At 40.0% G+C, this 26,336-nt stretch carries 22 protein-coding genes, 2 rRNA genes and 3 pseudogenes; 13 read left to right on the top strand and 14 right to left on the bottom strand.

Going from position 1 to position 26,336, the window contains the following annotated elements; translation table 11 throughout:
- Positions 1-7: 7 nt before the first annotated feature.
- The 9 genes from O1450_RS13105 (at position 8) to O1450_RS13145 (ending at position 7,276) form a co-directional block, all read left to right on the top strand.
- Positions 8-433, top strand: a complete 426-nt coding sequence (locus O1450_RS13105; RefSeq protein WP_004664913.1) for a ClpXP protease specificity-enhancing factor — start codon at positions 8-10, stop codon at positions 431-433.
- 17 nt (positions 434-450) lie between these two features.
- A complete protein-coding gene (locus O1450_RS13110) occupies positions 451-1,098 on the top strand; it encodes a hypothetical protein (RefSeq protein ID WP_269228792.1) in 648 nt (215 codons plus the stop codon).
- A 380-nt stretch (positions 1,099-1,478) separates the two neighbouring features.
- Positions 1,479-1,838 carry a roadblock/LC7 domain-containing protein gene (locus tag O1450_RS13115; RefSeq protein ID WP_256415301.1) on the top strand — a complete coding sequence of 120 codons (360 nt, stop codon included), beginning with the start codon at positions 1,479-1,481 and terminating at the stop codon, positions 1,836-1,838.
- Between the two features lie 146 nt (positions 1,839-1,984).
- Positions 1,985-2,944: a hypothetical protein gene (locus O1450_RS13120; RefSeq protein ID WP_269228793.1), complete on the top strand. Its 960-nt coding sequence runs from the start codon at positions 1,985-1,987 to the stop codon at positions 2,942-2,944.
- 8 nt (positions 2,945-2,952) lie between these two features.
- The gene (locus tag O1450_RS13125; protein WP_269228794.1) at positions 2,953-3,495 is read left to right on the top strand and encodes a GTP-binding protein; all 543 of its coding nucleotides are present in this window, start codon (positions 2,953-2,955) and stop codon (positions 3,493-3,495) included.
- A gap of 32 nt (positions 3,496-3,527) precedes the next feature.
- The gene (locus O1450_RS13130) at positions 3,528-3,947 is read left to right on the top strand and encodes a roadblock/LC7 domain-containing protein (RefSeq protein ID WP_269228795.1); all 420 of its coding nucleotides are present in this window, start codon (positions 3,528-3,530) and stop codon (positions 3,945-3,947) included.
- A gap of 455 nt (positions 3,948-4,402) precedes the next feature.
- Positions 4,403-5,749 (top strand): sphingomyelin phosphodiesterase, encoded by a 1,347-nt coding sequence (locus tag O1450_RS13135; RefSeq protein ID WP_269228796.1) that lies wholly within the window; start codon positions 4,403-4,405, stop codon positions 5,747-5,749.
- Positions 5,750-5,763: 14 nt separating this feature from the next.
- Positions 5,764-6,693 carry a lipase secretion chaperone gene (locus tag O1450_RS13140; protein ID WP_269228797.1) on the top strand — a complete coding sequence of 310 codons (930 nt, stop codon included), beginning with the start codon at positions 5,764-5,766 and terminating at the stop codon, positions 6,691-6,693.
- A 115-nt stretch (positions 6,694-6,808) separates the two neighbouring features.
- Positions 6,809-7,276: a hypothetical protein gene (locus O1450_RS13145; protein WP_269228798.1), complete on the top strand. Its 468-nt coding sequence runs from the start codon at positions 6,809-6,811 to the stop codon at positions 7,274-7,276.
- 32 nt (positions 7,277-7,308) lie between these two features.
- Here O1450_RS13145 and O1450_RS13150 read toward each other — a convergent pair whose 3' ends face one another.
- The 6 genes from O1450_RS13150 to O1450_RS13175 all read right to left on the bottom strand — a co-directional run bounded on the left by O1450_RS13150 (position 7,309) and on the right by O1450_RS13175 (position 15,782).
- Positions 7,309-9,255 carry an acetyl/propionyl/methylcrotonyl-CoA carboxylase subunit alpha gene (locus O1450_RS13150; RefSeq protein WP_269228799.1) on the bottom strand — a complete coding sequence of 649 codons (1,947 nt, stop codon included), beginning with the start codon at positions 9,253-9,255 and terminating at the stop codon, positions 7,309-7,311.
- A gap of 76 nt (positions 9,256-9,331) precedes the next feature.
- The gene (locus O1450_RS13155) at positions 9,332-10,162 is read right to left on the bottom strand and encodes an enoyl-CoA hydratase/isomerase family protein (protein ID WP_269228800.1); all 831 of its coding nucleotides are present in this window, start codon (positions 10,160-10,162) and stop codon (positions 9,332-9,334) included.
- A gap of 10 nt (positions 10,163-10,172) precedes the next feature.
- Positions 10,173-11,333: an acyl-CoA dehydrogenase family protein gene (locus O1450_RS13160; RefSeq protein ID WP_050041381.1), complete on the bottom strand. Its 1,161-nt coding sequence runs from the start codon at positions 11,331-11,333 to the stop codon at positions 10,173-10,175.
- A gap of 88 nt (positions 11,334-11,421) precedes the next feature.
- Positions 11,422-13,035, bottom strand: coding sequence for an acyl-CoA carboxylase subunit beta (locus tag O1450_RS13165; RefSeq protein ID WP_269228801.1), 1,614 nt, complete (start codon positions 13,033-13,035; stop codon positions 11,422-11,424).
- A 3-nt stretch (positions 13,036-13,038) separates the two neighbouring features.
- Positions 13,039-13,959, bottom strand: coding sequence for an SDR family oxidoreductase (locus O1450_RS13170; protein WP_269228802.1), 921 nt, complete (start codon positions 13,957-13,959; stop codon positions 13,039-13,041).
- A gap of 14 nt (positions 13,960-13,973) precedes the next feature.
- On the bottom strand, positions 13,974-15,782 hold the full coding sequence (locus O1450_RS13175; protein ID WP_269228803.1) for an acyclic terpene utilization AtuA family protein: 1,809 nt from the start codon (positions 15,780-15,782) through the stop codon (positions 13,974-13,976).
- A 194-nt stretch (positions 15,783-15,976) separates the two neighbouring features.
- Between O1450_RS13175 and O1450_RS13180 the strand changes: the two genes are divergently transcribed.
- The 4 genes from O1450_RS13180 (at position 15,977) to O1450_RS13195 (ending at position 18,472) form a co-directional block, all read left to right on the top strand.
- Entirely contained in the window at positions 15,977-16,576 is a 600-nt protein-coding gene (locus O1450_RS13180) for a TetR/AcrR family transcriptional regulator (RefSeq protein WP_269228804.1), read from the top strand.
- A gap of 8 nt (positions 16,577-16,584) precedes the next feature.
- A complete protein-coding gene (locus O1450_RS13185; RefSeq protein WP_269228805.1) occupies positions 16,585-16,968 on the top strand; it encodes a DUF2750 domain-containing protein in 384 nt (127 codons plus the stop codon).
- Positions 16,969-17,099: 131 nt separating this feature from the next.
- Positions 17,100-17,717: a DUF6915 family protein gene (locus tag O1450_RS13190; protein WP_269228806.1), complete on the top strand. Its 618-nt coding sequence runs from the start codon at positions 17,100-17,102 to the stop codon at positions 17,715-17,717.
- Positions 17,718-17,734: 17 nt separating this feature from the next.
- On the top strand, positions 17,735-18,472 hold the full coding sequence (locus O1450_RS13195) for a hypothetical protein (RefSeq protein ID WP_269228807.1): 738 nt from the start codon (positions 17,735-17,737) through the stop codon (positions 18,470-18,472).
- A 55-nt stretch (positions 18,473-18,527) separates the two neighbouring features.
- Here the strand turns inward: O1450_RS13195 and O1450_RS13200 are convergent, their stop codons facing one another.
- The 8 genes and pseudogenes from O1450_RS13200 to O1450_RS13235 all read right to left on the bottom strand — a co-directional run bounded on the left by O1450_RS13200 (position 18,528) and on the right by O1450_RS13235 (position 26,229).
- Positions 18,528-19,700: an acyl-CoA dehydrogenase family protein gene (locus tag O1450_RS13200; RefSeq protein WP_269228808.1), complete on the bottom strand. Its 1,173-nt coding sequence runs from the start codon at positions 19,698-19,700 to the stop codon at positions 18,528-18,530.
- A gap of 93 nt (positions 19,701-19,793) precedes the next feature.
- Entirely contained in the window at positions 19,794-20,957 is a 1,164-nt protein-coding gene (locus O1450_RS13205) for an acyl-CoA dehydrogenase family protein (protein WP_269228809.1), read from the bottom strand.
- Between the two features lie 137 nt (positions 20,958-21,094).
- Positions 21,095-21,657 (bottom strand): annotated as a pseudogene (locus tag O1450_RS13210) (DUF4256 domain-containing protein).
- 22 nt (positions 21,658-21,679) lie between these two features.
- Positions 21,680-22,021, bottom strand: a pseudogene (locus O1450_RS13215) (GFA family protein).
- A 77-nt stretch (positions 22,022-22,098) separates the two neighbouring features.
- Positions 22,099-22,481, bottom strand: a pseudogene (locus tag O1450_RS13220) (hypothetical protein).
- Positions 22,482-22,564: 83 nt separating this feature from the next.
- Positions 22,565-22,957 carry a putative signal transducing protein gene (locus O1450_RS13225; RefSeq protein WP_269228810.1) on the bottom strand — a complete coding sequence of 131 codons (393 nt, stop codon included), beginning with the start codon at positions 22,955-22,957 and terminating at the stop codon, positions 22,565-22,567.
- 92 nt (positions 22,958-23,049) lie between these two features.
- Positions 23,050-23,164: ribosomal RNA gene (rrf, locus tag O1450_RS13230) — 5S ribosomal RNA — on the bottom strand.
- A 174-nt stretch (positions 23,165-23,338) separates the two neighbouring features.
- Positions 23,339-26,229: ribosomal RNA gene (locus tag O1450_RS13235) — 23S ribosomal RNA — on the bottom strand.
- Between the last annotated feature and the right edge of the window lie 107 nt (positions 26,230-26,336).

A 26,336-nucleotide genomic window follows, 5' to 3' on the forward strand; every position in this document is an offset into this window, starting at 1 on the left:
GTAAATTATGTCAGATCAATTAAATGTTACGCCCACACGCCCTTATCTTGCACGTGCCATTTATGAATGGATTTGTGATAACCAATTGACGCCTTATTTACTCGTTGATGCAACACAACAACACACAGATGTTCCTCAACAATTTGTAAAAGATGGACAAATCGTTTTAAATCTAGCACCACATGCAATCCATCAATTTCATATGGATAATGATGCTATTTCATTTTCTGCTCGTTTCGGTGGGGTCGCAAAAGATATTTATGTACCTATTCGCGCTGTTTTAGGGCTCTATGCTAGAGAAAATGGACAAGGTTTATTTTTTGATCCAAGCGAATATGGTGATATTCAAGAGACTATAGAAACTCCAATAGAAGATAAAAAGCAAGAAGCCGAACCAAATAAGAAAAAACCTTCTCTCAGGATTCTAGATTAAAAGCGAGGAAATGCACGATGGCATTTGACTTAGTTCAATACTTTTCTGAACAAATTAAACTCCAAAAACCACAGCTCTTTGATCAATACTCATCAAAAGAAAGACTTTATTTTATTGATGAAGTGAATATGCTTGCTCTTGGACAGTTGGTCAGTCTTTGGAAAAAAGATAATAAAAAACTTTATCAGGAAATAAAAGCATCTGATCCCCTTTATATCCAAGGAATAGCTAGACATCTTACAACCTCTGCATATAATCAATCCGCTTTAAGCGCTTCTGAGTTAGAGTCAAGTATTTCAGAAATACTCACTTTACAATTCGTAGAATTAAATCAATTAGACCAAACAGGTAGCTTTGGTCAAACAGGTTTAAGTGAGCTTCTCTTAGGTCAAATAGAACATCTATCTGGACAAGCAGAAGATTGGGTTTGGTCAACCAACCAACTCACTGAACTTTTAGGTTCAAAACCAGTCATACAGCAAGAAGTTTCTCTAGAGACAACGATACAGGAATTTAATCAAATGGTACATCAAGCACAACATACTGAAGAAATTTCAACTCCAGAACCAACTACACCGACATGGTCTTTTATTATTGCACCTATAACAGCACTTATTATTTTATTATTTTTATATTGCAGCTACATTCAGCTGACGACTATTTAAACATATTAAAAATGATAAAGAAAGTATATTACTTTCTTTATCAAGTACTTAAATATATTTAAATCATACTAAAATAACAGAAACTATATAATTATAAAGATTTACATTTATTTACAATCAAAAAAATAATTTAAACCACCCTATTTTTGTGACAAAAATCACGTTTTTTCTTTAAAATATGGTTTTATATACGTTTTTGATTTATTTTTTTGACAAAAACTGTCATTTATTACCAATTGTATTATTTTAAGTCTGTTTAAGTATTATTGATTTAATAAAAGAGTTTCCTATAATAAGGTTATCTACTTTTGAAAACGAATCAAAAGCAAAAGTAGGGAATATAAATTCATAAACAAGATGTATTAAGTAGAGATAAAATCATGGCTAAAATTTCATTAGAAAGCTTAACAAATATTGATGGTTTCGTTGCAGCAGCGTTGGTAGATACAGAAAGCGGTTTGGCGCTGGCAACTCAAGGCGGGGGCGCACTTGATTTAGAATTGGCGGCTGCGGGTAACACTGAGGTTGTTCGAGCAAAACGTCGTGTTGCAAACTCACTCAAACTTAATGATGACATTGAAGATATTCTAATTACACTTGGTAAAGCATATCACCTAATTCGACCATTAGAGAGTAACGGAAATTTATTTCTTTACCTTGTATTAGATCGTAGCAAATCAAACTTAGCAATGGCACGCCACGAATTAAAAACGTTCGAAAAAGAATTAGACTTTGCTTAATTAAAATCTTAAGTTTTTTTAAAATTAGACTTCTTATATTTATTTTAATTATAAAAATTAGAATTATATAAGAGGTCTTTTATCATTCTTAAGTAAAAGTATAATTTCGTTCAATGCAATATTTTATAAAACATTAAAGTGATACTATGAATGGACATTGCATTAATATCGCAATTTCAGGTATAAGTTTAAAAGTTTCAGATGAACTAAAAATAGAACTTAGAAAAACAATACCTCATGAATTTGGCATTAATTGGATTAACATTGCCGATCCAAATATCGACTTACTACTCATAAACGAAAATTTTTTTGATACTGAAGGTATACAACGTATTATTCAACAAAAACAATTACCATGTTTAAAAATTTCTAAGGGGCAAGGTTCTTGCCAAATCGAGGAGGACAACACACTCTACCTTCCCGTTCAACAAACGGATGCCTTAAAGAATTGGATACAGCTTAGATTGCTAAGTTATATTTCTAATCAACAACCTAAAAATGATTTTCTATCTAATCATAACGCTGTAAGTGAAAAGTTTTTAAAGGATATGCTAAACCCTGAAAATGCTCGTCTTCATCTTTTTGATGATCATGGGACTTTAGCGATCATTGATACGCGTAGTCAGATTGCATGGTTAGAACCAACTCGCATACACACGCAAACCAATCATAGCTTTAAATATGAATTTGCCACCACTTTTGATTTCACAAAAGTTTCTCGTAAAGTTGAATATGACTTACAGGATTGGTTATGGAATTTATTTTGGCATTCTTTAGAGTTTCAAAAACTTGCGCCGAATGAAAATGAATATTTTAAAATTGAACATTGGCCTCAACCTAGTCAAAGTGCGGATCGAAAAATTACACTTTTGCTTTCAGCATGTTTTATACAAGGAGCCCAACTTTCACAAGTTGCAACGCAATTAAAAATCCCAATTCAAACGGTTCAACAATTTATTGCTGCCTGCATCATTTCAAATAATGGAGACATTATTCCAGCAACAGAAAGTCATTATTTGAAATCAGAAGCAACCGAACAGCCTGTTGAACAACACAACTTTTTTAATAAATTTTTCGGCAAAATTAGACGCCGATTTGGGCTTTAAGGAATTATATGATTTTACAACAATATAAGATTGTATTTGCTGGAAGTATGGGTGCTGGAAAAACTGAAGCGATAAGATCACTTTCTGAAGTTCCAGTACTCGCAACTGAAGCATTCAATACAGATAGTCAGGCTCATAATAAAATGCAAACTACGGTTGGCATTGATTATGGTGAAATTACCTTAGATGATGGTGTCAAAATCGGACTATATGGCACACCTGGTCAAGCCCGTTTTGATTTTATATGGCCAGTTATTTGCCAAGGTGCTCTTGGTGTTATTATTTTAGTAGATCATAATAGTAAACTCCCACTTGATGAACTTGAGGGATATTTAGATACATTTAAAGACTATACAAAAAATATATCAATTGGTATTACTCATATTGATGAGAACAAAGGTCAAACAACTTCAATTTATAGAGATTGGTTGATTCAAAATGAATATCAATACCCTTTGTTTTTTATCGATGCCCGAAAACAAGAACACATATTGCTGATGGTTGAATCCTTAATTGCAGCATTGGAAGTCAATCTCAAAGCAACGAACTAAATGACTTAATAACTTTAATAAAGAGAAAAATTATGTTCAGTATCCCAAGCCAACAACGCACTGCGCCAAAAGAACTCATTCAATTAGCAAAAACACAGGCGAATGACATTTTAACGAATATCCGTGGTATTGATTACATTATGCTTTGTTCTACGGATGGCTTTGAATTGGCATCAATCTATAAAAAGAATCCTTATAACAGCACCAAGTTAGCTGCTGTAAGTAGTTCAATTTTAGCAATGGTTAGTGCATTTTTAAATGAAATTCAATTGAATGGATGTCTGAGTATCACGCTTGATGCTGAAAATGGTAAAGCAATCCTAACTTCGATTCCTGCACCACACCATCCAATGGTGATGGTGACATTAAGTAATAAAGATGTTCTTTTAGGACAGTTACTTTATAGCTTAAAGCAGGCTAGTGCAGCAATTATGGATGCAGATCAAGCTTAATTTTTCTTCTAAAAAATCTGAAAGTGAGATGCACTTTCAGATTTTTATTTTCAAAATCGAAAATACTTGCCTCACTCGCCTACTCTATCCATATGATTAAAAAATACCATTGATAAATTTATGCATTCACTTGCTTAATTTTTAATTATATATTTTTATAAAATTTTTTTTCATAGAGATAAAAAATACTATTTTTTCAATAAATAAAAAAATAGCACCAAAATAAATCATTTTTTTAAGCACTTATTTGATAAAAATCACATTTATATAATTTAAAATGAATCAATTATCAATAAGTTCAGATAAATGGTTGGTTTTTTACATGCGTTGGCAATATATTTTCATTATTATAAATTTCGAACAAATAACAATCATTAAATTTTCGAAAATGAATGTTTTATAATTATTGATTGTCCTTTGTTCATTTATCATTATGCACTATGGAGAGATGTATTATGGGGCTGAGAAGCTTAAAGTTTGGCGCAGGGTTTGCACTACTTTTAGGAGGTCTTGCTTCGCAAGATGCAGTTGCTGATTCTTATGTATTTGTAACCAATACCACACCACAAACTGTTTCTGTTCAAATTAATCAAACAGGGACACATATTTTACAACAAGGAAATGAATGGGCACAGGAAGCAACACAAATTGCCCCATACGAAACTAAACGCGTACTTCGTATCAATCGCTATACGGGTCTAAAATCAGGAAAAACCTATAATTTCGATACAGTTGTAAGTACAGGTAATTCACAAGTCACGTTGAAACAAACAATGACGGGAACTTGGTCAGGTAGTACGATTAAGCATGGTATTCAAACGGCGACTACTACTTCACCATGGTATTCAGACCGTGATATTCACCGAATCAATACAACTTACGCTGGTTTATCTGCACAAGCCGCAGTAAAAGCTGAATATACTGGAGGCTATGATGATTTCCATTACACCATTCACCAAAATACAGTTCAAGAACCTGTTTCAAGCAACGCCAATGAACTAAAAGTACTGACTTATAATGTATATGCTCTGCCAATGGTTGCAAGCAAGATCAGTGAACGTTTGGCTGAGTTACCAAATCATTTAAATGGCTATGATGTGATTATGATGCAAGAAGCTTTTGCTTCTTCTCGTACAGGTATGCTGAATCAATTAGCACAACAATATCCATATCAAACTCATATCCCTGTTGGTTCAGGTTATAACTTATTTGATAGTGGTCTCGTCATCGTCAGTCGTTATCCAATCGTCAAAACTGCACAATTGATCTATCCAGATTGTACAGGAACGGATTGTTTTGCTGATAAAGGCGTGTTGTATGCTGAAATCATTAAAAATGGTAAAGCCTATCATGTGACTTCAACACACACTGCATCATTTGATACCGATGAAGCACGTGCCCTTCGCCAAGTCCAATTCAAGCAAATTCGCCAGTTAGTCAATCAACAAAATATTCCAAGTTTTGATGCAGTGTTGATGGGCGGTGATTTCAATGTCAATAAACTGTTATGGCCTCAAGATTACCAAAATATGCTGACTAATCTCAACGCAACAGCAGCGCCAAGTACAGGTTATACCGCATCGACATTTGATCCACGTGTCAATAAATTAGCGGGCGCGGCTGGTTCAGGTGGCACTGCCGTTGAATATTTAGATTATGTGGTGGCTTCAAATACACATCGCCAACCTACACAATCTCGTAACGATGTGCGTATTTTACGTACCACAGCAGATCCTTTGTATATGACTTGGGATCTCTCAGACCATTTCCCAGTCATGGGACAATTTAATTACAGTCCATAACAACGGAACGCTGTATGAACAAAAGACTATTGCTGACAATTATTATTGTTTTAGTGGTCTTGGTCGGAATTGTAGTTTGGAAGAGCACCGCCTCTTCCGCTGCAATTCAGCAAACCAAATCCACCTCATCATCTGAAAACTCATCTATACAGATGAACGATCCAAATATCTCAAATAAAAATAAGGATGAATTGCTGCAAGACGCTTTATTAAAGCAACTGAAAGTATTACAGCAGCAGCCTGGCAATATCACAGAATTCCTTAATAATTTTAAGGCGAATTGTACAGTGACTGATTGTAATGCAGCTTTAGCAAAAGCCTTAGCGAATTACCCTGATCAGAAATTTGCGCATTTAGTTGAAAATTTACTTAAGCGTATGCCGCAATACGAGCAACAAATGCAAAGTACAGTCTTATCGACTTCTTTATCGCCTAAACAACGTTTCGAAGCATTGTGGAAACTCAGAGAACAGACTTTAGGGCAAGCCGAAGCGATGCTTGGTTTTGGGCAAGAACGTAATTATGCAGACTATCGTTTTGCCTATAATGATTTAGCTCAGAATCAAAGATTGAGTGCGGAACAGCGTCTAAAAGCTTTTGAGGAATTACAGCGTCAATATCCTGATGCAACGAAACAGGAAAGCAAAATGGGGCTTTATGAACAAGCGATTCAATTACTGAATCAAAGTTCAAATAATCCTGCTGAGATTGCAAGTTTGAAACAGAAATTGCAGCAGCAGTATTTAACCGAACAAGAACGACAAGATATTCAACTTCGTGATCAACGTGAAGTTCAACAGCAGCAGCAGGTCAATCAATATCAGCAAGCCGTGCAACAGCTCCAACAACAAATGCAGCCGTTAAAATTGCAGCTTTCAGATGCAGAATGGCAAAAACAATATGAAACCCGTTTGCAAGATTTACGTCTCAAAATGTTTTCTTAATCATCATTTTTAAAACCATCTGTATCATGAACACAGATGGTTGAATATACGTTTTAATCAAATATTGTGGTATTTATAAAAATGAAAATGAAGATTATTGATGGAAATCAAAGGAATGAACTATCCAAAATTTCAACATGACTTAAATATTGCACTGGAATCAGAAATCTTAGGAGAATTAATTTTTCTGAATGCTGCTCAACATGCTCGTTCCATAGAACAACAGCAAAAATGGAAAAGATTGGCACAACTGGAAACTCAAACGCTTCAACGGTTAGAAGATTTCTTAGCGCAACAGGGTCAGACTGCTTCAATTCGACCACACATTAAGTTGCAAGCGAAAGTATCAGGTATCGCGATGGCAAAGCTTCCTTGGAAAATTGCGATGCATTTACTCAAACAAGGTACAAAACCTTTTATGGAAACGTTTGAGAGAATGAATCAACATGCCAATGCAACGACTCAAGAATTTCTTCGATACTTATGGGTACATGAACAAGCATTAGCTGAATTTGCAACCCAAGAATTAAAGGGAAATTCCTCACACTCACTCGTCGCGGTTGAAAAGCTATTAAAAAGCTAGGCGTAGATCCTAGCTTTTTAATTTACACATTTTTATGCAATCGCGACATTTAACAGTAATTGTCGTTTTTTCACTTGTTGACCGACTTGACCAATCAGCTCATCAACGACACCATCTACATCAGATTTAATCTGTTGCTGGATTTTCATCGCCTCCAAGATCAATAAGGTTTGTCCCTTAACAACTGTGTCTCCAGCATTAACCAATAGATTCACAATCGCCCCATCCATCGGCGCACGAATTTTACCATCCCCTACCACTTCAGCAGCTTCAGGTGCGGCATAGGTGATATTTTCAATCACTAAATTACCATTCGCTGTATCTAAATAGAGTTGATTTTGATCAAGTACATAACTCAACTTTCGACGCACACCATCAACGTTATAAATGATCTGAGTATCAGTTATTTCTACAACCTGAATCGTACAGTGTTGATCACATAATCGCACGGTGACTTGCTGTTGATCCATTTCGACTTGTAGTGACAGTTGTTGATCTGCACATTTCAATTTTAATGGTAGTGGCGTTGCAATACCTGTTTGCCATGCCGTTTTTGAAGCCTTGTATTGCGCAAATAGTGTTGCTGCAATCGCTAGACTTTCAAGAGTTGGAACTTGTTGATGTAGGCTGACGTCATCCTGAAAATGCTGCTGGATAAATGCAGTATTGGTATCACCCGCCACAATAATCGGATGACGCAATAAATTCACCAAAAATTGTTTATTGCTATTTACACCAAGCAATACACAATCATCAACAGCACGCGCCAATAGACGAATAGCATCTTCACGGGTTTTACCATAGGCAATCACCTTCGCCACCATTGGATCGTAGAATGGGCTAATTTCGCCCGCCTCTAACATACCATGATCAATACGGACATTAGGCAACGCCGCAGGCTGCCAACGTAATACTTTTCCCGTTTGTGGTAAGAAATCCTGACGTGGATCTTCTGCGTATAACCGCACTTCGATCGCATGTCCATTTAAACTAAGTTCATGCTGCTGCAAAGGTAAAGTTTCACCATTGGCGACACGGAGTTGCCACTCGACCAAATCTAGTCCCGTAATCATTTCTGTCACAGGATGCTCAACTTGTAAACGAGTATTCATTTCAAGGAAATAAAACTCACCAGACTGATCCAGTAAAAATTCAACTGTACCTGCGCCGATATAATCACAGGATTTTGCCGCTGCAACGGCTGCTTCTCCCATTTTTTGGCGTAATTCAGGTGTCATCACTGGACAAGGTGCTTCTTCCACCACTTTTTGATGACGGCGTTGAATTGAACAATCTCGTTCAAATAGATAAACATAGTTACCATGCGTATCACCAAAGACTTGGATTTCCACATGACGAGGAGCAATTACCGCTTTTTCAATGATCAGCTCACCTGAACCGAAGGCATTTTCAGCCTCTGAGCGTGCGGTTTTTAAAGCTTCCAACAAATCAACAGACTGATGCACCAAACGCATACCACGTCCACCACCACCAGCAGATGCTTTGACCATCAATGGAAAACCAATTTTTTCCGCTTGCTCAGCCAAGTATTCAATATCTTGTTGATCACCCTCATAACCAGGTACACATGGCACACCTGCCTCAATCATGGCAATTTTAGATAAGCGCTTGCTGCCCATTAAATGAATCGCAGCGGCGTTTGGCCCAATAAAGGTGATACCGTTGTCGCTACAAGCTTGGGCAAAATCGGTATTTTCAGACAAGAAACCATAACCAGGATGGACCGCATCTGCGCCTGTCTTTTTGCAGGCTTGAATAATATTGGTGATCGACAGATAGGATTCTGAAACTTTGGACGCACCGATGTAAACTGCTTCATCTGCAACCTTAACATGGCGGGCATTGGCATCTGCATCTGAATATACCGCTACCGTCTGATAACCCATCGCTTTGGTCGTTTGCATCACACGCACGGCGATTTCACCACGATTTGCGACTAAAACTTTTGAAAATTTCATTTTTAAATCTCCCCTAGCCCCTCTTTAACAAAGAGGGGAACAATGGTACTTAATCAAATCCCTATTGTGGGAGATCTCAGTTAAACCAACTCGGATTACGTTTTTGAATAAATGCCATCGTGCCTTCTTGACCTTCTACGCCGCCAACCGCTTGAGCAAACTGCTGTGCAGCATCATCAAGTAAAGAATCTAGAGGCTCATTTAACGTCCGATGTAGCAATGCTTTGGTATTTCGAGATGCCAACGGCGCAGCACGTTTGATCTGTTGAATAGTATCCGTAAGCAATTGCTCAAGCTCAATATCATCACGCACAACTTCGTGTATCACACCTAACTTCTGTGCAGTCTCACCATTAAAACGTGAACCTAACAATGCCAAACGACGGGCTTGGGTCAACCCAATCCGTTTCACTACGAACGGTGCAATTTGTGCAGGTAATACCCCAAGCCCTGTTTCAGGTAGACCAAATTGAGCATTATCACGGCTAATCGCAACATCCGAGACACAGGCTAAGCCAAAACCACCGCCGAGCACTGCCCCTTCTAAAATTGCAACAACCGTTTGCGGAGCTTGATCAACTTGCTCAATCATCGCACCAAAACGGCGGTTAAAATCTACATAGGGTTGCAAGCTACCTACATTGGCTGCTTCAACACGCAAAGCTGCCATATCTTTAATATCACCACCCGCACAGAAATGCCCGCCTTTACCACGCAAAATTACCGCACGAATAGACACATCATCAGCAATAACAGCAAAGACCTGTTGAATCGCATTGACCATGTTTAGACTCATGGCATTACGGCTTTCAGGTCGATTCAGCCACAGCGTTAAAATACTGCCTTGTTGTTCAAGCTGGATACTTTCATCTACTTGTAAATCAGTAAGAGAAGTTGAAAGTGTCATTTTTCTTCTCCTAGTTTTTCTGTTTCTTCGGCAAAATATCCATCAGCTTGCAGATAATTCCGAGCATAATTTCATCCGCACCACCGCCGATCGAACCTAGACGACCATCGCGATATAACTGTGATGCAGGGTTCTCCCACATAAAGCCATTTCCACCCCAATATTGTAGGCAGCTATCAGCGACTTCTCGAGTTAAGCGGCCTGCTTTGAGCTTTGCCATCGAAGCCATCATGGTGACATTTTCACCTGCAATATGTTGTTCACATGCTTGATAAGTGAGTGCTTTTAGCGCTTCAACTTCAGTCATCAATTCAGCAAAACGGAAATGTACATATTGGTTATTGATGAGTGGCTGACCAAATGTCGTCCGTTCTTTCGTGTAATCAATCGTTTGTTGAATCACATTTTCCAAACCACCGACAGCATTTGCACATGCCCACATACGTTCTTCCTGAAACTGCATCATCTGCATCATGAAGCCCATACCCTCAGCACCTACAAGATTGCGCTGTGGTACACGTACGTTATCGAAATAAACTTGAGCCGTTGTGGTGGAGCGCATTCCTAGCTTATTCAATGGTTCTGAGAAACTAATGCCTGCGGTTTTAGCAGGAACAATAATCATTGATTTATTGACATGTGGTTTGTCATCAGAGGTATTGGCAAGTAAACAGAAGAAGTCCGCTTGCAGTGAATTAGTAATCCACATTTTGCTGCCGTTAATCACATAATCATCACCATCTTTTTTTGCTGTGGTTTTGACTGCTGCAACATCTGAACCTGCATGCACTTCTGAAACTGCAATTGATGCCACATATTCGCCACGAATCGCAGGATTCAGAAACTCTTCTCTCAGTTCTTTACTACCAAAACGAGCAAGTGCGGGTGTTGCCATATCAGTTTGCACACCAATCGCCAACGGTACACCACCACATGCTGCACGCCCTAATTCTTCTGCCACCACAAGGTTATACGAATAATCTAAACCCAAGCCGCCATTTTCTTCGGGCTTACAAATACCTAGCAAACCTAAATCTGCCATTTTCTTAAAGACTTCATGAATCGGAAAGCGTCCTGCTGCTTCCCACTCAGGAATAAATGGATTGAGTTCGTTTTCTACAAACTGACGTGCGGTACGGCGTAATGCTTCATGCTCTGCGGTAAATTTCATTATTTTTTTCCTTAAATTTAATCTCCCCTAACCCCTCTTTGAAAAAGAGGGGAACTCCTCCCTTTTAAAGGGAGGTCGGGAGGGATTTTTAAAATCTAGACACACCAAAACGAGTTGGATTTAACTCACGTTGCTGTGCTTCATAAATGGTCTGTAACAAAAAGATCAATACTTTACGCGTGTCTCTAGGATCGATAATGCCATCGTCATGCAACATTGCTGTATTAAATAAAGCGGTCGATTGCTGTTCCAATTTCATCGAAGTACTTTGTTCTAGAAAATCCAACATCTGTGGATTCGGTTCCATACCTGAAGCTTTCTGTTTACCCTCAGCTACGATACGTAACACTTTTCCTGCCTGTGCTGAACCCATCACCGCCACATGTGAATTTGGCCATGCAAAAATAAAGTTAGGCGACAAACTACGGCCACACATCGCATAGTTACCTGCCCCATAAGAACCAGCAGCAATGATCGAAATTTTCGGCACAGTGGCATTAGCAACTGCTTGGATCAGCTTAGAACCATGCTTAATAATGCCGTTTTGTTCAGCATCCGTTCCGACCATAAAACCCGTGGTGTTATGCAAGAATAAAAGTGGACGTTGGGTTTGTTCACAAAGATGAATAAACTGTGCGGCTTTCACTGCACCTTGTGGTGTGATTGGTCCATTATTGGTGATAATTCCAATATGTACCCCACCCATTTTTGCCCAACCGCAAACAGTAAGCGCATCATATTCTTGTTTAAATTCTAAAAAATCTGAATCATCAATAATCCGCGCCACGATTTCTTTCATATCCAAAGGTTGCTTCGGATCTTGCGGAATAATGCCTAACAATTCCTCGGCTGAGTAACGAGGTTCTTTATAATCCTGATCGAGACTTTTGGTTTGTTCTTTCCAGTTCAAATGCTCAAAAATTTCACGAGCAATACGAATGCCATCAGCATCATTTTCAGCTAAATATTCAGCTACACCAGAAACCTGAGTATGCATTTCTGCACCACCGAGTTCCTCAGCGGTTGCCACCTCACCTGTTGCTGCTAACAATAATGGTGGACCAGCCAATAACATTTCTGTTTGCTTACGGACGGCAATCACATAGTCAGATAGACCTGGTTGATATGCACCACCTGCGGTGGCATTACCATGCACAACTGATATTTGTGGAATCCCTGCCGCAGACATTCGTGCCTGATTGGCAAAAGTCATCCCACCATAAGTAAACACTTCTGCTGCATAATTTAAATTTGCGCCACCACTTTCGGTCAATGTCACAATCGGCAACTTTTGCTCAAGCGCAATCTTTTGTAAGCGTAAGGTTTTTTGTACACCCATCGGTGACATGGTGCCACCTTTGATTGCACTATTACTGGCAGTGACCAAAGCACGAACACCACTGACAAAACCAATTCCCGCGATAATACCTCCACCCGCTTCAGAACCATCTTTATCATCATGCATGTTGTAGCCAACGAGACCACATAACTCCACAAAAGGTGAATCAGCATCGAGTAGTAACCGCACACGTTCGTGTGGAAGAATTTTGCCTTTCTTATCAAACTTCGGTTTTGCTGCATAAGACTTATCAATGCCTTTTTGCTGTACGGCACGCACCTCTGCAATTTGGCTTAATAAAGCATCTCTATTTTGTTGATATTGTTCACTACCGACTGCAATTTCAGATTGAAGAATAGTCATGATTTAATCCTTATTTGCATCTTGCGCTTGGGCAGATTGTTGCTCTGCTTTTTCAATCTGATCTTTGAGTACATCAGGAATAAATGCACGATGGAAGCCATTAAAAGACTGGCTATTCGTTGCATCTGCTAGCGGATACATTCGTGTTCCTTGAGAAGCAGCGCCATCAACTCTTAATGTCACTCCAGAAACAAATGCAGCAGCATCAGAGAGTAAATAACAAATCGCTGAAGAAATTTCCGACTCTGTCCCCATCCGTTTTAAGGGCACATTACCTGCCAAACTTGGAATAATAAATTTGGCAAAGTCACCACTGTAGTTATCCATACCAGAAGAAATAATCCAACCCGGTGCGACACAATTGACCCGAACGCCTGAACGCCCCCACTCGACTGAAGCGGTTTTAGTCAGGTTATCCACACCTGAACGTGCTGCACCAGAATGCCCCATTCCTGGCATACCGCCCCACATATCGGCAGCCATATTGACAATACTACCGCCGTGTTTTGCCATCCATTGATTATAGGCTTCACGCATCAGGTAAAAAGTTGAATGCAGGTTATTACGTACTACAGCATCAAAGCCATTGGCAGAAATACTTTCAAGTGCAGATGGAAATTGCCCACCTGCGTTATTCACTAAACCATCGAGCTTGCCAAATTTTTCAATCACTTCAGCAATCATGTTTTTGACTTGTTCTTCATCACGGTTATCACAAACGATGAAATGGACTTTGCCGCCATCCTCTAAAATTTCTTGGCTGACTTTTTCTAGTTTTTCAATTTTTCGCCCTGTAATCACCACTTGTGCACCCAAAGATGCTAGTTCATGTGCGGTACAACGGCCAATACCCGAACCTCCGCCTGTCACGATAATCACTTTGTCAGTAAATGCATCTGCCCTGAAAATTGATTGGTAACTCATTTACATTACATCCTTTAATATTTTTCTAACAATTGTGCTGGCACTTTCACTGGCATATCCAATAATTGCTGTGCAAATGCCTTACCTTGTGGATCAATCCGCAGACTGGCAATTCCACCACCACCTAATGCATTTTCAAGCATAAAGTTCAGTGCATGCATGGCTGGCAGTTCATAACGAATGACTTTTGATTTGTCTGGATCAAGTACATGCTGCATATAATCAGCAACATTTTTCTCAGTTAATGCTGCTCGAATCCAAGGTAAGTACTCAGTCTTTCGTGCAATCACACCAATATTGCTATGGTTGCCTTTATCACCACTTCGTGCATGTGCTATTTCAATCAAAGGCACTTCAATTTCATCACCTTGATAAATTGCGACTTCACCAATTGGGTGTGGAACATAATTTTGTGTCGCTAAGCCTGTTGGAATCTCAACAGCATGACGTTGCCCTGCAAAATCGACCTCAACCTTGATTTGATCTTTATCAATTAGGAAAGAGAAAAGCTTCACTACTGCCGAAGCTTTAGGACGACCACCAACAATCCCCGCCAATGCAGGTGCCATACCTGTGGAAGCTTGGGCAATTTCCGAAGCAAAGAACATACAGGCTTCTTTAAACATGTGTTTCACAGCAATCTTGACCACTACCTCACGACTATCTTTCACTCTCGCATGCGGGCCATAAGTACTTTCGATACCCAGAATTTCAATTGATTTTTCACTAAATGGCGGAACAGAACGTAAAGCCAATACACGTTCACATTTATTTAGAATTGAATTGGCAATCGTTTGAGCTTTTTCAGGTGCTTCACGACCCGCGATTAAGAAGCTCACTAAAACACGATAACCATCCGCATAGGTAGCACTGACTTTATATTGCTGCGTTGGTGCACGACCTGTTGCACCTGTAACTTTTACCCGATCTTCACCGATTTGCTCTAAATGAACTTGGCTAAAATCAGCCGTCACATCAGGAAGTAAATAAGCTTGAGGATTACCAATCTCATAAACAATTTGTTCTGCGACTGTTGCTGTTGAAACCAAACCACCTGTACCTTGTGGTTTAGTCACGATGAAAGAAGAATCCGCACTGACTTCCACGATTGGGAAACCCATATTGTCAAAGCCCTGTACTAAGCGCCAATCCGTAAAATTACCGCCTGTACATTGAGCACCACATTCAATCACATGCCCTGCCAATGAACCCTGTGCCAACTTATCATAATCATCGAGTGACCATTTATATTCATGCAGTAATGGTGCAAGTACCACAGCCGAATCAACCACTCGACCTGTAATCACAATATCCGCGCCCAAATCCAAAGCGTCACGGATCGCAACCGCCCCTAAATAGGCATTACTGCTGGCTACATGATGTGGTAAAGCCTCACCATTAAACATTTCCTGAACATTTTGTTTCAGTAACTCAGCATGTTGAGGTAATACATCATCCCCAAGTACCACAGCAACTTTTAAATCTAATCCTTTTTCATCAATGATTTTTTGTAAAGCATCACGACAAGCGAGAGGATTAACACCCCCAGCATTACTAATGACTTTGATTTTTTTCTCAGCAATTTTCTTAATCAGTGGCGACATCACACGGCTAACAAAATCTAAAGCATAACCATGATCTGGATCGGTCATCATTGCCTTTGCCATGATCGACATAGTAATTTCTGACAAATAATCAAAGACTAAATAATCAATATCACTCAGATGCACCAACTGAAAAGCGGCTGTGTTGGTATCCCCCCAGAAACCTGATGCACACCCAATTTTGATTAGCTTCTGATCATCCTGCTTGACACTTGTCATGAGTTTTCTCATTTTTATTTCTAAGTTGCTCCAACATTACCAAGCAAGTGCTTGGTTTGTAAAGTGCATAATGATATGCTGTATTGACAAAAACAGAAAAAATCAAGCAAATGCTTGTTATAAAAAGATAAGACAATTCATGAAATGAATTTTGTTACAATGCTCACCAAATTTAATAGGATAGACGGACTGGCATGATCGCAACTTCAATTGAGCAAATACCTAAAATTGTATGTTTTGACGATAGTCCACGTGGGCGTTTATTGCTGGGTGCTGCTTATCTATTTTATAAACAAGGTTATGACAAAACCACGGTTCGACAACTTGGTGAATTTATTGGTATTCAGTCAGGTAGTCTTTTCCATCATTTCAAAAGCAAAGATGACATTTTAGCGACTGTCATGGAACAAACCATTATTTATAACTTTGCCCGCTTAAAAGAAGCAGCCGAACGTTCAAATGAGCCAGAACAACAATTACGTGATTTAATCAAAGCTGAACTGATTTCTATTACAGGCGATACAGGCGCAGCAATGGCCGTATTAGTCCATGAATGGTTTGCCCTATCTAAAGAGAAGCAAGACTATCTTTTAAAGATGCGTAATGAATATGAGCAAGTGTGGCTCAATGTGATTGAAAAATTACGTGCTCAAGGCAAAGTTAAACATGATGCATTTATTTGGCGTCGATTAGTTGGTGGTTCTATTTCTTGGTCGGTCACGTGGTATAACCCAGAAGGTAAAGTCAAAGTGGATGAACTGACTGAAATGGTTTGGGAAATGGCGATCAAATGAGTTATCACATGCATCCAAAACAACTTGAAAATGTATTTGCTTTAACAAGCAAACAGCGTTATGAACATTTTATTTTAAAAGTTTGTGATTGGGAGGAACTTTGGATATTAGAGGATAATAACAAAGATTTTCTGATCATTACTCCTCAAGAGGATCTAGCATACTTACCAGTATGGCCTCATGCTAACTATGCATCAGCTTTTCATGAAGTTTATCCATCCTTTAGACCATCTCGAATAGAGCTGGATATCTTTCTTGAAAAGTGGCTTCCAAATTTAAATAATGACGGTTTAAAAGTAGGAGTGTTACCTAATCTAGGAACAACCGTTTGGATTATAGATCCTCTCGATTTAAAAGAAGAATTAGAAAATGAACTAAAGCAATATGAATAATTAAAAAAAATTACTCAAAATCACTTTCAATGCACGACATAATTTAACGCACAAATTATTTTTGATCTTTAAGTTAAAACTCAATATTGCTATTCTCTTTGAACATCAAAAGATTACAAGAAATAGTAAAAATGAATCCAGTTCAACATGCCAATATTTCAGTGAAACGTCGTGGGGGCGAGCTTGAAGATTATATTGATATTCATGCGCTCATCGACAGCACTAAAATGCTCTGTACCGACAATCGCCATCGTATCCTGCATACTTTTTGGGGCGTTCAAGAGGTGATCATTCCGATTTTTGGACATCACTTTGAAAATAGTGCGGGAAATAGCATTGAAGTTAAAGACCTTTGTGAAAAGGATCATCTGTTAGTGGATTTCCATCACCGCTTTATTCCAACGATAGGAGACTTCGTTGCTGCAATGCAGGATATTCCGACTGATGGACTGGCTAAACGCCTCGAAAAATTCCATTCAGATGTGATTGATGACCCAAAGCTATCAGCAACACTACTCTCTCCATTATCAGTGACAGGACAACTAAAATCTTTACTGATCACTCACAATAGTTGGTTTATCAATACCATTCTTCCCATGATGGGAAAAAGCGAAGCTAAATTTATTGATTTTGATATTAGTCCAGACTTTTTTTTCAATCCAATGCGTTTTGAACTCTGGATGGACAATGGGATGGTCGTCCCGCCAAGTGCAGCCAAACTGCAAGAATTAAAAACTAAAATTGCTTAATTAAAGGGGAAACAAATATGAGCAATATGCAATACGTGATTCGTCAAAACGACTTTGCTTACAATGATGAATGGCATCTGACCAATTGCGTTTCAACTGGGGCGATCAAACAGATTTATACAGATAAAGCTGACGCTGAAAAGGCATACAAATCATTAGTCGTTGAAGGCTTATACTATGATGAATTATGTAACTATGATATTGGCAACGGTGAAGCAGATGATGAAATCTACGAAAAACTTGAAGCTTTAATTTTAGAAAAAACAGGAAAAACTTTTAATATAGATGATGGTGAAATTCCTAAATTAAATGAAGATGATGCTTTTGAATTTGCTAAAATCTCAGGTATTGTCTGGTACCAATTATTGGAAATTGATGCATCACAGCCCTGCTATGTACTCTGGATCAACTCTGAAGAAGACTATTTTAGTGGTTACGAAACTGGCAGCATTATTTCTAGCCAAAATGAAAATTTTAGTGATGTGTCGTGGGAAGCCAATATTTATGCGATGGACTATGAGTTTGAAGCTTTGATGGACAAACCACTTGCAGAGTTAAGCGATAGTCCACTATTACTCAAACAGTTTATCGAACAAACTCCAGATATTCGTTACGATGCTGAAAAAGACAGCATTGAGGGTATTGCACTCGACAACATAAAATTTATTGATATCAAAGCACTAAATTCATTTCTAAAACAACCTATATTTGAAATCCGCCAAGTCTCTTTAGAAGAATTAGCTGAACTAGAATAAATTTGAAAATAAAAAGTGCGGAAATTAACCGCACTTTTTATTCGCCATGAAGGTATTAATAGCCTAACTGCTTACTAATCAAATCCTTCATGATTTCTTCAGCACCACCGCCAATCATATTCACTTTCACTTCACGATAAATTCGTTCGGACTTGGTTCCACGCATAAAACCCATTCCACCTAAAGTTTGCACAGCAGCATCCGCACAAAATTGCATGGTACGTGTCGCTACATTTTTTGACATCGAAATTTGTGCAATGAGGTCTGCCCCTTGCAGCTCTTTTTGTCCCATTCGATAAGCTGTATCTTCTAATAATGCTCGTGTTGTGGTCAATTGTGTTGCCATATCTACAAGTTTGTGGCGAACCACCTGATGATCTACCAAGCGCTTCCCAAAAGTCTGTCGCTGCTTTGCCCAATCCAAGGCTTCCTCATAACAGACCAAGGCATAACCATATGCCATCGCTGCTAGCCAAAAACGCTCCATATTAAAGTTATTCATAATGACTTTAAAACCTGCATTTTCCTCGCCCAACAAATGGCTAACTGGGACTTTGACATTTTCAAAATGCAAATGTGCAGTGTCTGATGCCCACCAACCCATTTTTTGTAAAGGTGATTTGGTTATTCCCTCACTATGCGCATCAACCAATAACATAGAAATCCCTTTGGCACCTTGGGCATTCTGATCCGTCTTTACAGCAACCGTATAATAATCAGCACGAATCCCTGAGGTAATAAAGGTCTTTTCACCATTTAAAATATAATGGTCTCCTTCTCGAACTGCTTTGGTTTTAATTGCTGCTACATCAGAACCGCCACTAGGCTCGGTAATCGCCAAGGCTGATATTTTTTCGCCTGCAATAATCTGTGGCATAACGTCATTACGAATCTCAGGTCGAGCAAAATGATGAATGGGTGGTGTTCCAATGCTATGAATCATAAGCGAAATATGTACACCACCAGATCCAGCTTTTGCCATCTCAATTGCTGCCAACATGACATAAAAGGCATCTGCATCGGGAATGCCACCATGTTCAGCATCATAGCCGAGACCCATTAAACCGATATGTGCAGCCTTTTGATAAAGTTCTCGTGGAAATGTTCCTGCCTCGTCCCATTCATTCACATAAGGTGATATTTCTTTCTCTACAAAACGTTTGACACTGTCTGCAAAAGCCCGATGTTCTGATGTGTAATAAATCGGGTTAAGTGATAAACCATCCATGTCTTTTTCCTAAATTATTATTTAATGCATTCTTGTTATATGGATAAGGCTTTAAACCTGTTTACTCTTGATTTAAAGCCTTTAAAATTTGGATTAATAGCCCAGTTGGCGACTGGCAAGGTCTTTCATAATTTCCTCTGCACCACCACCAATCATGTTCACTTTCACTTCACGATAGATACGTTCAGATTTTGTACCACGCATAAAGCCCATCCCTCCTAGAGTCTGCACTGCGGCATCAGCACAAAATTGCATGGTTTGTGTTGCTACATTTTTAAGCATGCAAATTTGTGCAATCAGTTCATTACCCTGCAATTCTGGTTTTCCTAAACGATAGGCTGTATCTTCCAATAACGCACGAGTTGAAGTTAAACGTGTCGCCATATCTACTAGCTTATGACGAACAACTTGATGATCAATCAAACGCTTACCAAATGTTTGTCTCTGCTTTGCCCAATCCAAAGCCTCCTCATAGCAAACCAACGCATAACCATAGCTACTGGCTGCAAGAAAAAATCGCTCCATGTTAAAGTTGTTCATGATGACGAAGAAACCCATATTTTCGGCACCAAGTAAATTTTTGGCTGGCACTCGTACATCATCAAAGTGCAAATGCGCTGTATCCGATGCCCACCAACCCATTTTATCTAGCTTTGATTTTGTAATGCCTTCACTATGCGCATCAATCAGCAACATTGAAATACCATTAGCGCCCTTCGCATCGGGATCAGTTCTTACTGCAACAGAATAATAATCCGCACGAATACCCGATGTAATAAAGGTCTTTTCACCACTGACAATATAATCATCACCATCTCGAACCGCTTTGGTTTTCAAAGCCGCGACATCAGAACCACCACTCGGTTCAGTAATTGCCAATGCAGAAATTTTCTCTCCAGATAAAATTTTTGGTAATACTTCAGCTTTTACTTCTTCTTGAGCAAAATGCTGAATTGGTGGTGTCCCAATCGTATGTGAAAGCAATGATGCCGCCAATCCACCTGACGCACACTTCGCTAATTCAACAGAGGCAAGTAAAGTATAAAATGCATCCGTGCCCGCAATACCACCATAATTTTCATCGAAGCCAACACCGAGCAAGCCTATATCAGCTGCCTTTTTATAAAGCTCACGAGGAAAGGTTTCCGCTTCGTCCCATTCATTGATAAAAGGACTAATTTCCTTTTCAGTAAAGCGCCTAACACTCTCAGCAAAGGCTAAATGTTGCTCAGTGTAATATAAAGGATTGAGTAGCATGCTTACTTCCTAGTAATTATTGATCATTGTTTTCGAGTATTTAGTGAGCACTAAGGTATCAAAACCATAAAAACCAAGCAAGCGCTTGGCATAATTTAAAATTAAAAAATTTTAAAAGCTTGATATAAAATACAAAATTATATTTTTAGTCGGCCACGAAAACCACGAGTCGTATAATAAGATTGTGCACCATTGCGGTAAGTAAAAACTTGTCCATAACAACAATCACAAAAAATAGCACCACCTTTTTCCCGAATATCATCTGGCGTTTTCACCCAACTCGAAGTCTTTAAATCAAAATATTCAACAGACTGTAATTGTTTATATTGTTCTTCTGTGAGCAATTCAATACCTATTGCCTCTGCAACTTCAAGCGCATTATTTTCGGGCTTATGTTCTTTACGTGCATCTAAAACAACGCGATCATAACAAAGACTTCTACGCCCTTTTGGCGTTTCTATAGCACAATCATAAAAGACAATTTCTGATAATTTTGAGTCAAATGAAACGATATCTAGCTCTCTGCCTGTCTCTTCCATTTGATTCAACCCCCATAGCTTTTGAGGTTTCTGTTTCAACTGATCTTCAATATCCACCCAATTTAAAGCTTGATGCCGATACATATTTTCTTCAAAACGTTTTTTAGGATCTCGAACAACACCATCATCTGTTCAGCATTTAATTGCTTTTTCTTGGTCATTTTTATTCTCTAAATTTAAGCGTTAAACCGAACGACCATCAAAATGATTAATTTTAATACTTTCTAAATCTTTGATATATCTGATATTAATGACATACATCTAATTGGCTTTTGGGTCAATACCAGTTGCATAAGGATGGATACTGTAGATCTTACAAAAATGATGGTCGATCACATGCTTATTAAATTGGTAACGAGTTAAAATATCTTCTTGAACTGAGATATCAATTTTATCTGTCGGTAAGAACCACAATAAAGAACCTTTTCTTTGGCAGATCGAGCAGTTACACGACATTGCTTCAGTCAAATCACCTTGTGCAACAAAAGTGATTTTTCCACAATGACAACTTCCTTTATATTCCATCTTATTGTCCTTTTTATAATGTTCTACTGTATTAAACAAAGCTGGTTAAATGATGTCCACTTAATTTAGTTATTTCTTTAGCAATACGAAAATGTAAGTTGATGCCGCCATTTATATTCCAATCGAGCTAAAGCACCAACAAAGACAGCCTCTCCAGCAATATGGATCACTGCAAAGATTGTCATTTCCTGCCAGAATCGCCAAAGCATAACCAGACAAGCCAAGAGCCAGATGCTATTTGCAATCACCAAAATATTGATGAGGAACAGTGCGCGTTTTTTATAATTGGCGAGTGTAAATTAATAACATGCGTATAAGAGATTCACGCAACCCACAAAAAAATAAACCCTTTGAGTAAATGATAAAGTTGACTTAACCATGGTGCAGCAAGCAATACGATCAGCCCAGCAAATGCAGCCGCAGTGCAATCTACCCATAAAATATTTTTCTGAATATTTATAACTTCAATGCTCTTTTTATTTTAATTTGAGCATATACAGATCATTGGTGATTTAAAACATCTTGCTTATTTGCTATACGACATTAACTCCAGAAATGTTGGCACTGCCGACACTTCATTCCATTTTTATAAGAAAAGAGCGGAAAACTCAACAATAGGAAAACCACATAAGCGGGGCGTTTACTTTCTGTATAAGGTTGTATATCGGTACTGCCACACTTAGGACAGCTTTCACTTGCTCCAAATTGTTGTTCTACTTCTTGGCTAAAATCTTGAGCCAGTAATGCTTTAGCCTCTTCTGCATAGCTTTCAGGAACTAACAGTCGAACACCACCTAAAGCATTGGAATAAAGCCAATCCATATTAATAGTATGTTCATTTTCAATACGTGCTGGAATTTCAGCTGCTTCTAACTGAGTTTTAGCAATTTGAGCTTCATATGGAAATGAAAAGCTTTGTACTACGATCCAAGTCATATCAGAAAGTTCTTAAATAAAGACCAGTATATAAAACTCTGGATGATAAAAAACACCCCCAACTGTTAGGTTGGGGGTGTTTTAGAATTAAAAGCTGGCGATGACTTACTCTCACATGGCAAACGCCACACTACCATCAGCGCTAAGAGGTTTCACTTCTGAGTTCGGGAAGGGATCAGGTGGTTCACTCTTGCTATTGTCGCCAGCAAACTGTTTATGGATACTTGCTTTGGTCTTATCTATGCCAAGGCTTTTTCCAAATGAGTTATTAACGGATTAGATATTGAGTCTAACTTTGTGTTCAGCATTTTAACTAGTTTTCACACTAAATCAAGTTATGTATTGAATTTATCTTGAATACAACAACTGTTTGGGTGTTGTATAGTCAAGCCTCACGAGCAATTAGTATTGGTCAGCTTCACACGTCACCGTGCTTCCACACCCAACCTATCAACGTCCTAGTCTCGAACGGCTCTTTAGAGGAATAAATTCCTAGGGAAATCTTATCTTGAGGTAGGCTTCCCGCTTAGATGCTTTCAGCGGTTATCCCTTCCGAACATAGCTACCCGGCGATGCGACTGGCGTCACAACCGGTACACCAGAGGTTCGTCCACTCTGGTCCTCTCGTACTAGGAGCAGATCCTCTCAAATTTCCAGCGCCCACGGTAGATAGGGACCGAACTGTCTCACGACGTTCTAAACCCAGCTCGCGTACCTCTTTAAATGGCGAACAGCCATACCCTTGGGACCTGCTTCAGCCCCAGGATGAGATGAGCCGACATCGAGGTGCCAAACACCGCCGTCGATATGAACTCTTGGGCGGTATCAGCCTGTTATCCCCAGAGTACCTTTTATCCGTTGAGCGATGGCCCTTCCATACAGAACCACCGGATCACTAAGACCTACTTTCGTACCTGCTCGACTTGTGGGTCTCGCAGTTAAGCGCGCTTTTGCCTTTATACTCTACGCGTGATTTCCGACCACGCTGAGCGCACCTTCGTACTCCTCCGTTACTCTTTAGGAGGAGACCGCCCCAGTCAAACTACCCACCAGACATGGTCCTCGCCCCGGATTACGGGGCAGAGTTAGAACCTCAACATTACCAGGGTGGTATTTCAAGGACGGCTCCATTGGAACTAGCGTTCCAACTTCAAAGCCTCCCACCTATCCTACACAAGTAAGGTCAAAGTTCAATGTCAAGCTGCAGTAAAGGTTCACGGGGTCTTTCCGTCTAGCCGCGGGTACACTGCATCTTCACAGCGATTTCGATTTCACTGAGCCTCTGCTGGAGACAGCGCCGCCATCATTATGCCATTCGTGCAGGTCGGAACTTACCCGACAAGGAATTTCGCTACCTTAGGACCGTTATAGTTACGGCCGCCGTTTACTGGGGCTTCGATCAAGAGCTTCGCTTACGCTAACCCCATCAATTAACCTTCCAGCACCGGGCAGGCATCACACCCTATACGTCCACTTTCGTGTTTGCAGAGTGCTATGTTTTTAATAAACAGTTGCAGCGGCCTGGTTTCTGTGGCTGCCAATAGCTCAGGGAGCAAGTCCCATCACCGTCAGCAGCGTACCTTCTCCCGAAGTTACGGTACCATTTTGCCTAGTTCCTTCAGCAGAGTTCTCTCAAGCGCTTTGGTCTACTCGACCTGACCACCTGTGTCGGTTTCGGGTACGATTCCTGTGTAACTGAAGCTTAGAGACTTTTCCTGGAAGCATGGTATCAGCCACTTCACTGTACAAGTACAGCTTGCTATCAGTTCTCAGCATAGAGTACCCCGGATTTGCCTAAGATACATGCCTACAACCTTCCACCTGGACAACCAACGCCAGGCTGACTTAACCTTCTCCGTCCTCTCATCGCATTACACAGAAGTATTGGAATATTAACCAATTTCCCATCGACTACGCCTCTCGGCCTCGCCTTAGGGGTCGACTCACCCAGCCCCGATTAACGTTGGACTGGAACCCTTGGTCTTTCAGCGAACGGGTTTTTCACCCGTTTTGTCGTTACTCACGTCAGCATTCGCACTTCTGATACCTCCAGCATACTTCTCAATACACCTTCATCGGCTTACAGAACGCTCCCCTACCACTTGACTATTGTCAAATCCGCAGCTTCGGCACATAGTTTTAGCCCCGTTACATCTTCCGCGCAGGCCGACTCGACTAGTGAGCTATTACGCTTTCTTTAAAGGGTGGCTGCTTCTAAGCCAACCTCCTAGCTGTCTATGCCTTCCCACATCGTTTCCCACTTAACTATGATTTTGGGGCCTTAGCTGGCGGTCTGGATTGTTTTCCTCTTGACTACGGACGTTAGCACCCGCAGTCTGTCTCCCGGATAGTACTCATTGGTATTCGGAGTTTGCATCGGTTTGGTAAGTCGGGATGACCCCCTAGCCGAAACAGTGCTCTACCCCCAATGGTATTCGTCCGAGGCGCTACCTAAATAGCTTTCGGGGAGAACCAGCTATCACCAGGCTTGATTAGCCTTTCACCCCTATCCACAAGTCATCCCCTGGCTTTTCAACGACAGTGGGTTCGGTCCTCCAGTTAGTGTTACCCAACCTTCAACCTGCTCATGGATAGATCGCCTGGTTTCGGGTCTATACCCAGCAACTAAACGCCCTATTAAGACTCGATTTCTCTACGGCTCCCCTATACGGTTAACCTCGCTACTGAATATAAGTCGCTGACCCATTATACAAAAGGTACGCAGTCACCGAACAAGTCGGCTCCCACTGCTTGTATGCATGCGGTTTCAGGATCTATTTCACTCCCCTCACAGGGGTTCTTTTCGCCTTTCCCTCACGGTACTGGTTCACTATCGGTCAGTCAGGAGTATTTAGCCTTGGAGGATGGTCCCCCCATATTCAGACAAGGTTTCACGTGCCTCGCCCTACTCGTCATCATTGTGTGTGCCCTTTCGTGTACGGGAATATCACCCTCTACGTTCGCACTTCCCAGAGCGTTCCACTAGAACACACACAACTTAATGGGCTACTCCCCGTTCGCTCGCCGCTACTAAGGGAATCTCAATTGATTTCTTTTCCTAAGGGTACTGAGATGTTTCACTTCCCCTCGTTCGCTTCATAAGCCTATGTATTCAGCTTATGATACCCGCCTTATAGCGGGTGGGTTCCCCCATTCAGAAATCTCCGGATCAAAGGATATTTGCCGCCTCCCCGGAGCTTATCGCAGGCTATTACGTCTTTCATCGCCTCTGACTGCCAAGGCATCCACCACATGCACTTAATTACTTGACTATACAACCCCAAACAGTCGTTAACACATACAAGTCAGTGTTAGCGTTGCAAACTTAATTGCTACTATTCGTTGTCTGTGAACTTAATCACCATACAGCTTCAATCTA

Origin of the sequence: Acinetobacter sp. TR11 (genome assembly GCF_027105035.1) — a bacterium.
In the GTDB taxonomy this organism is placed as follows: Bacteria; Pseudomonadota; Gammaproteobacteria; order Pseudomonadales; family Moraxellaceae; genus Acinetobacter.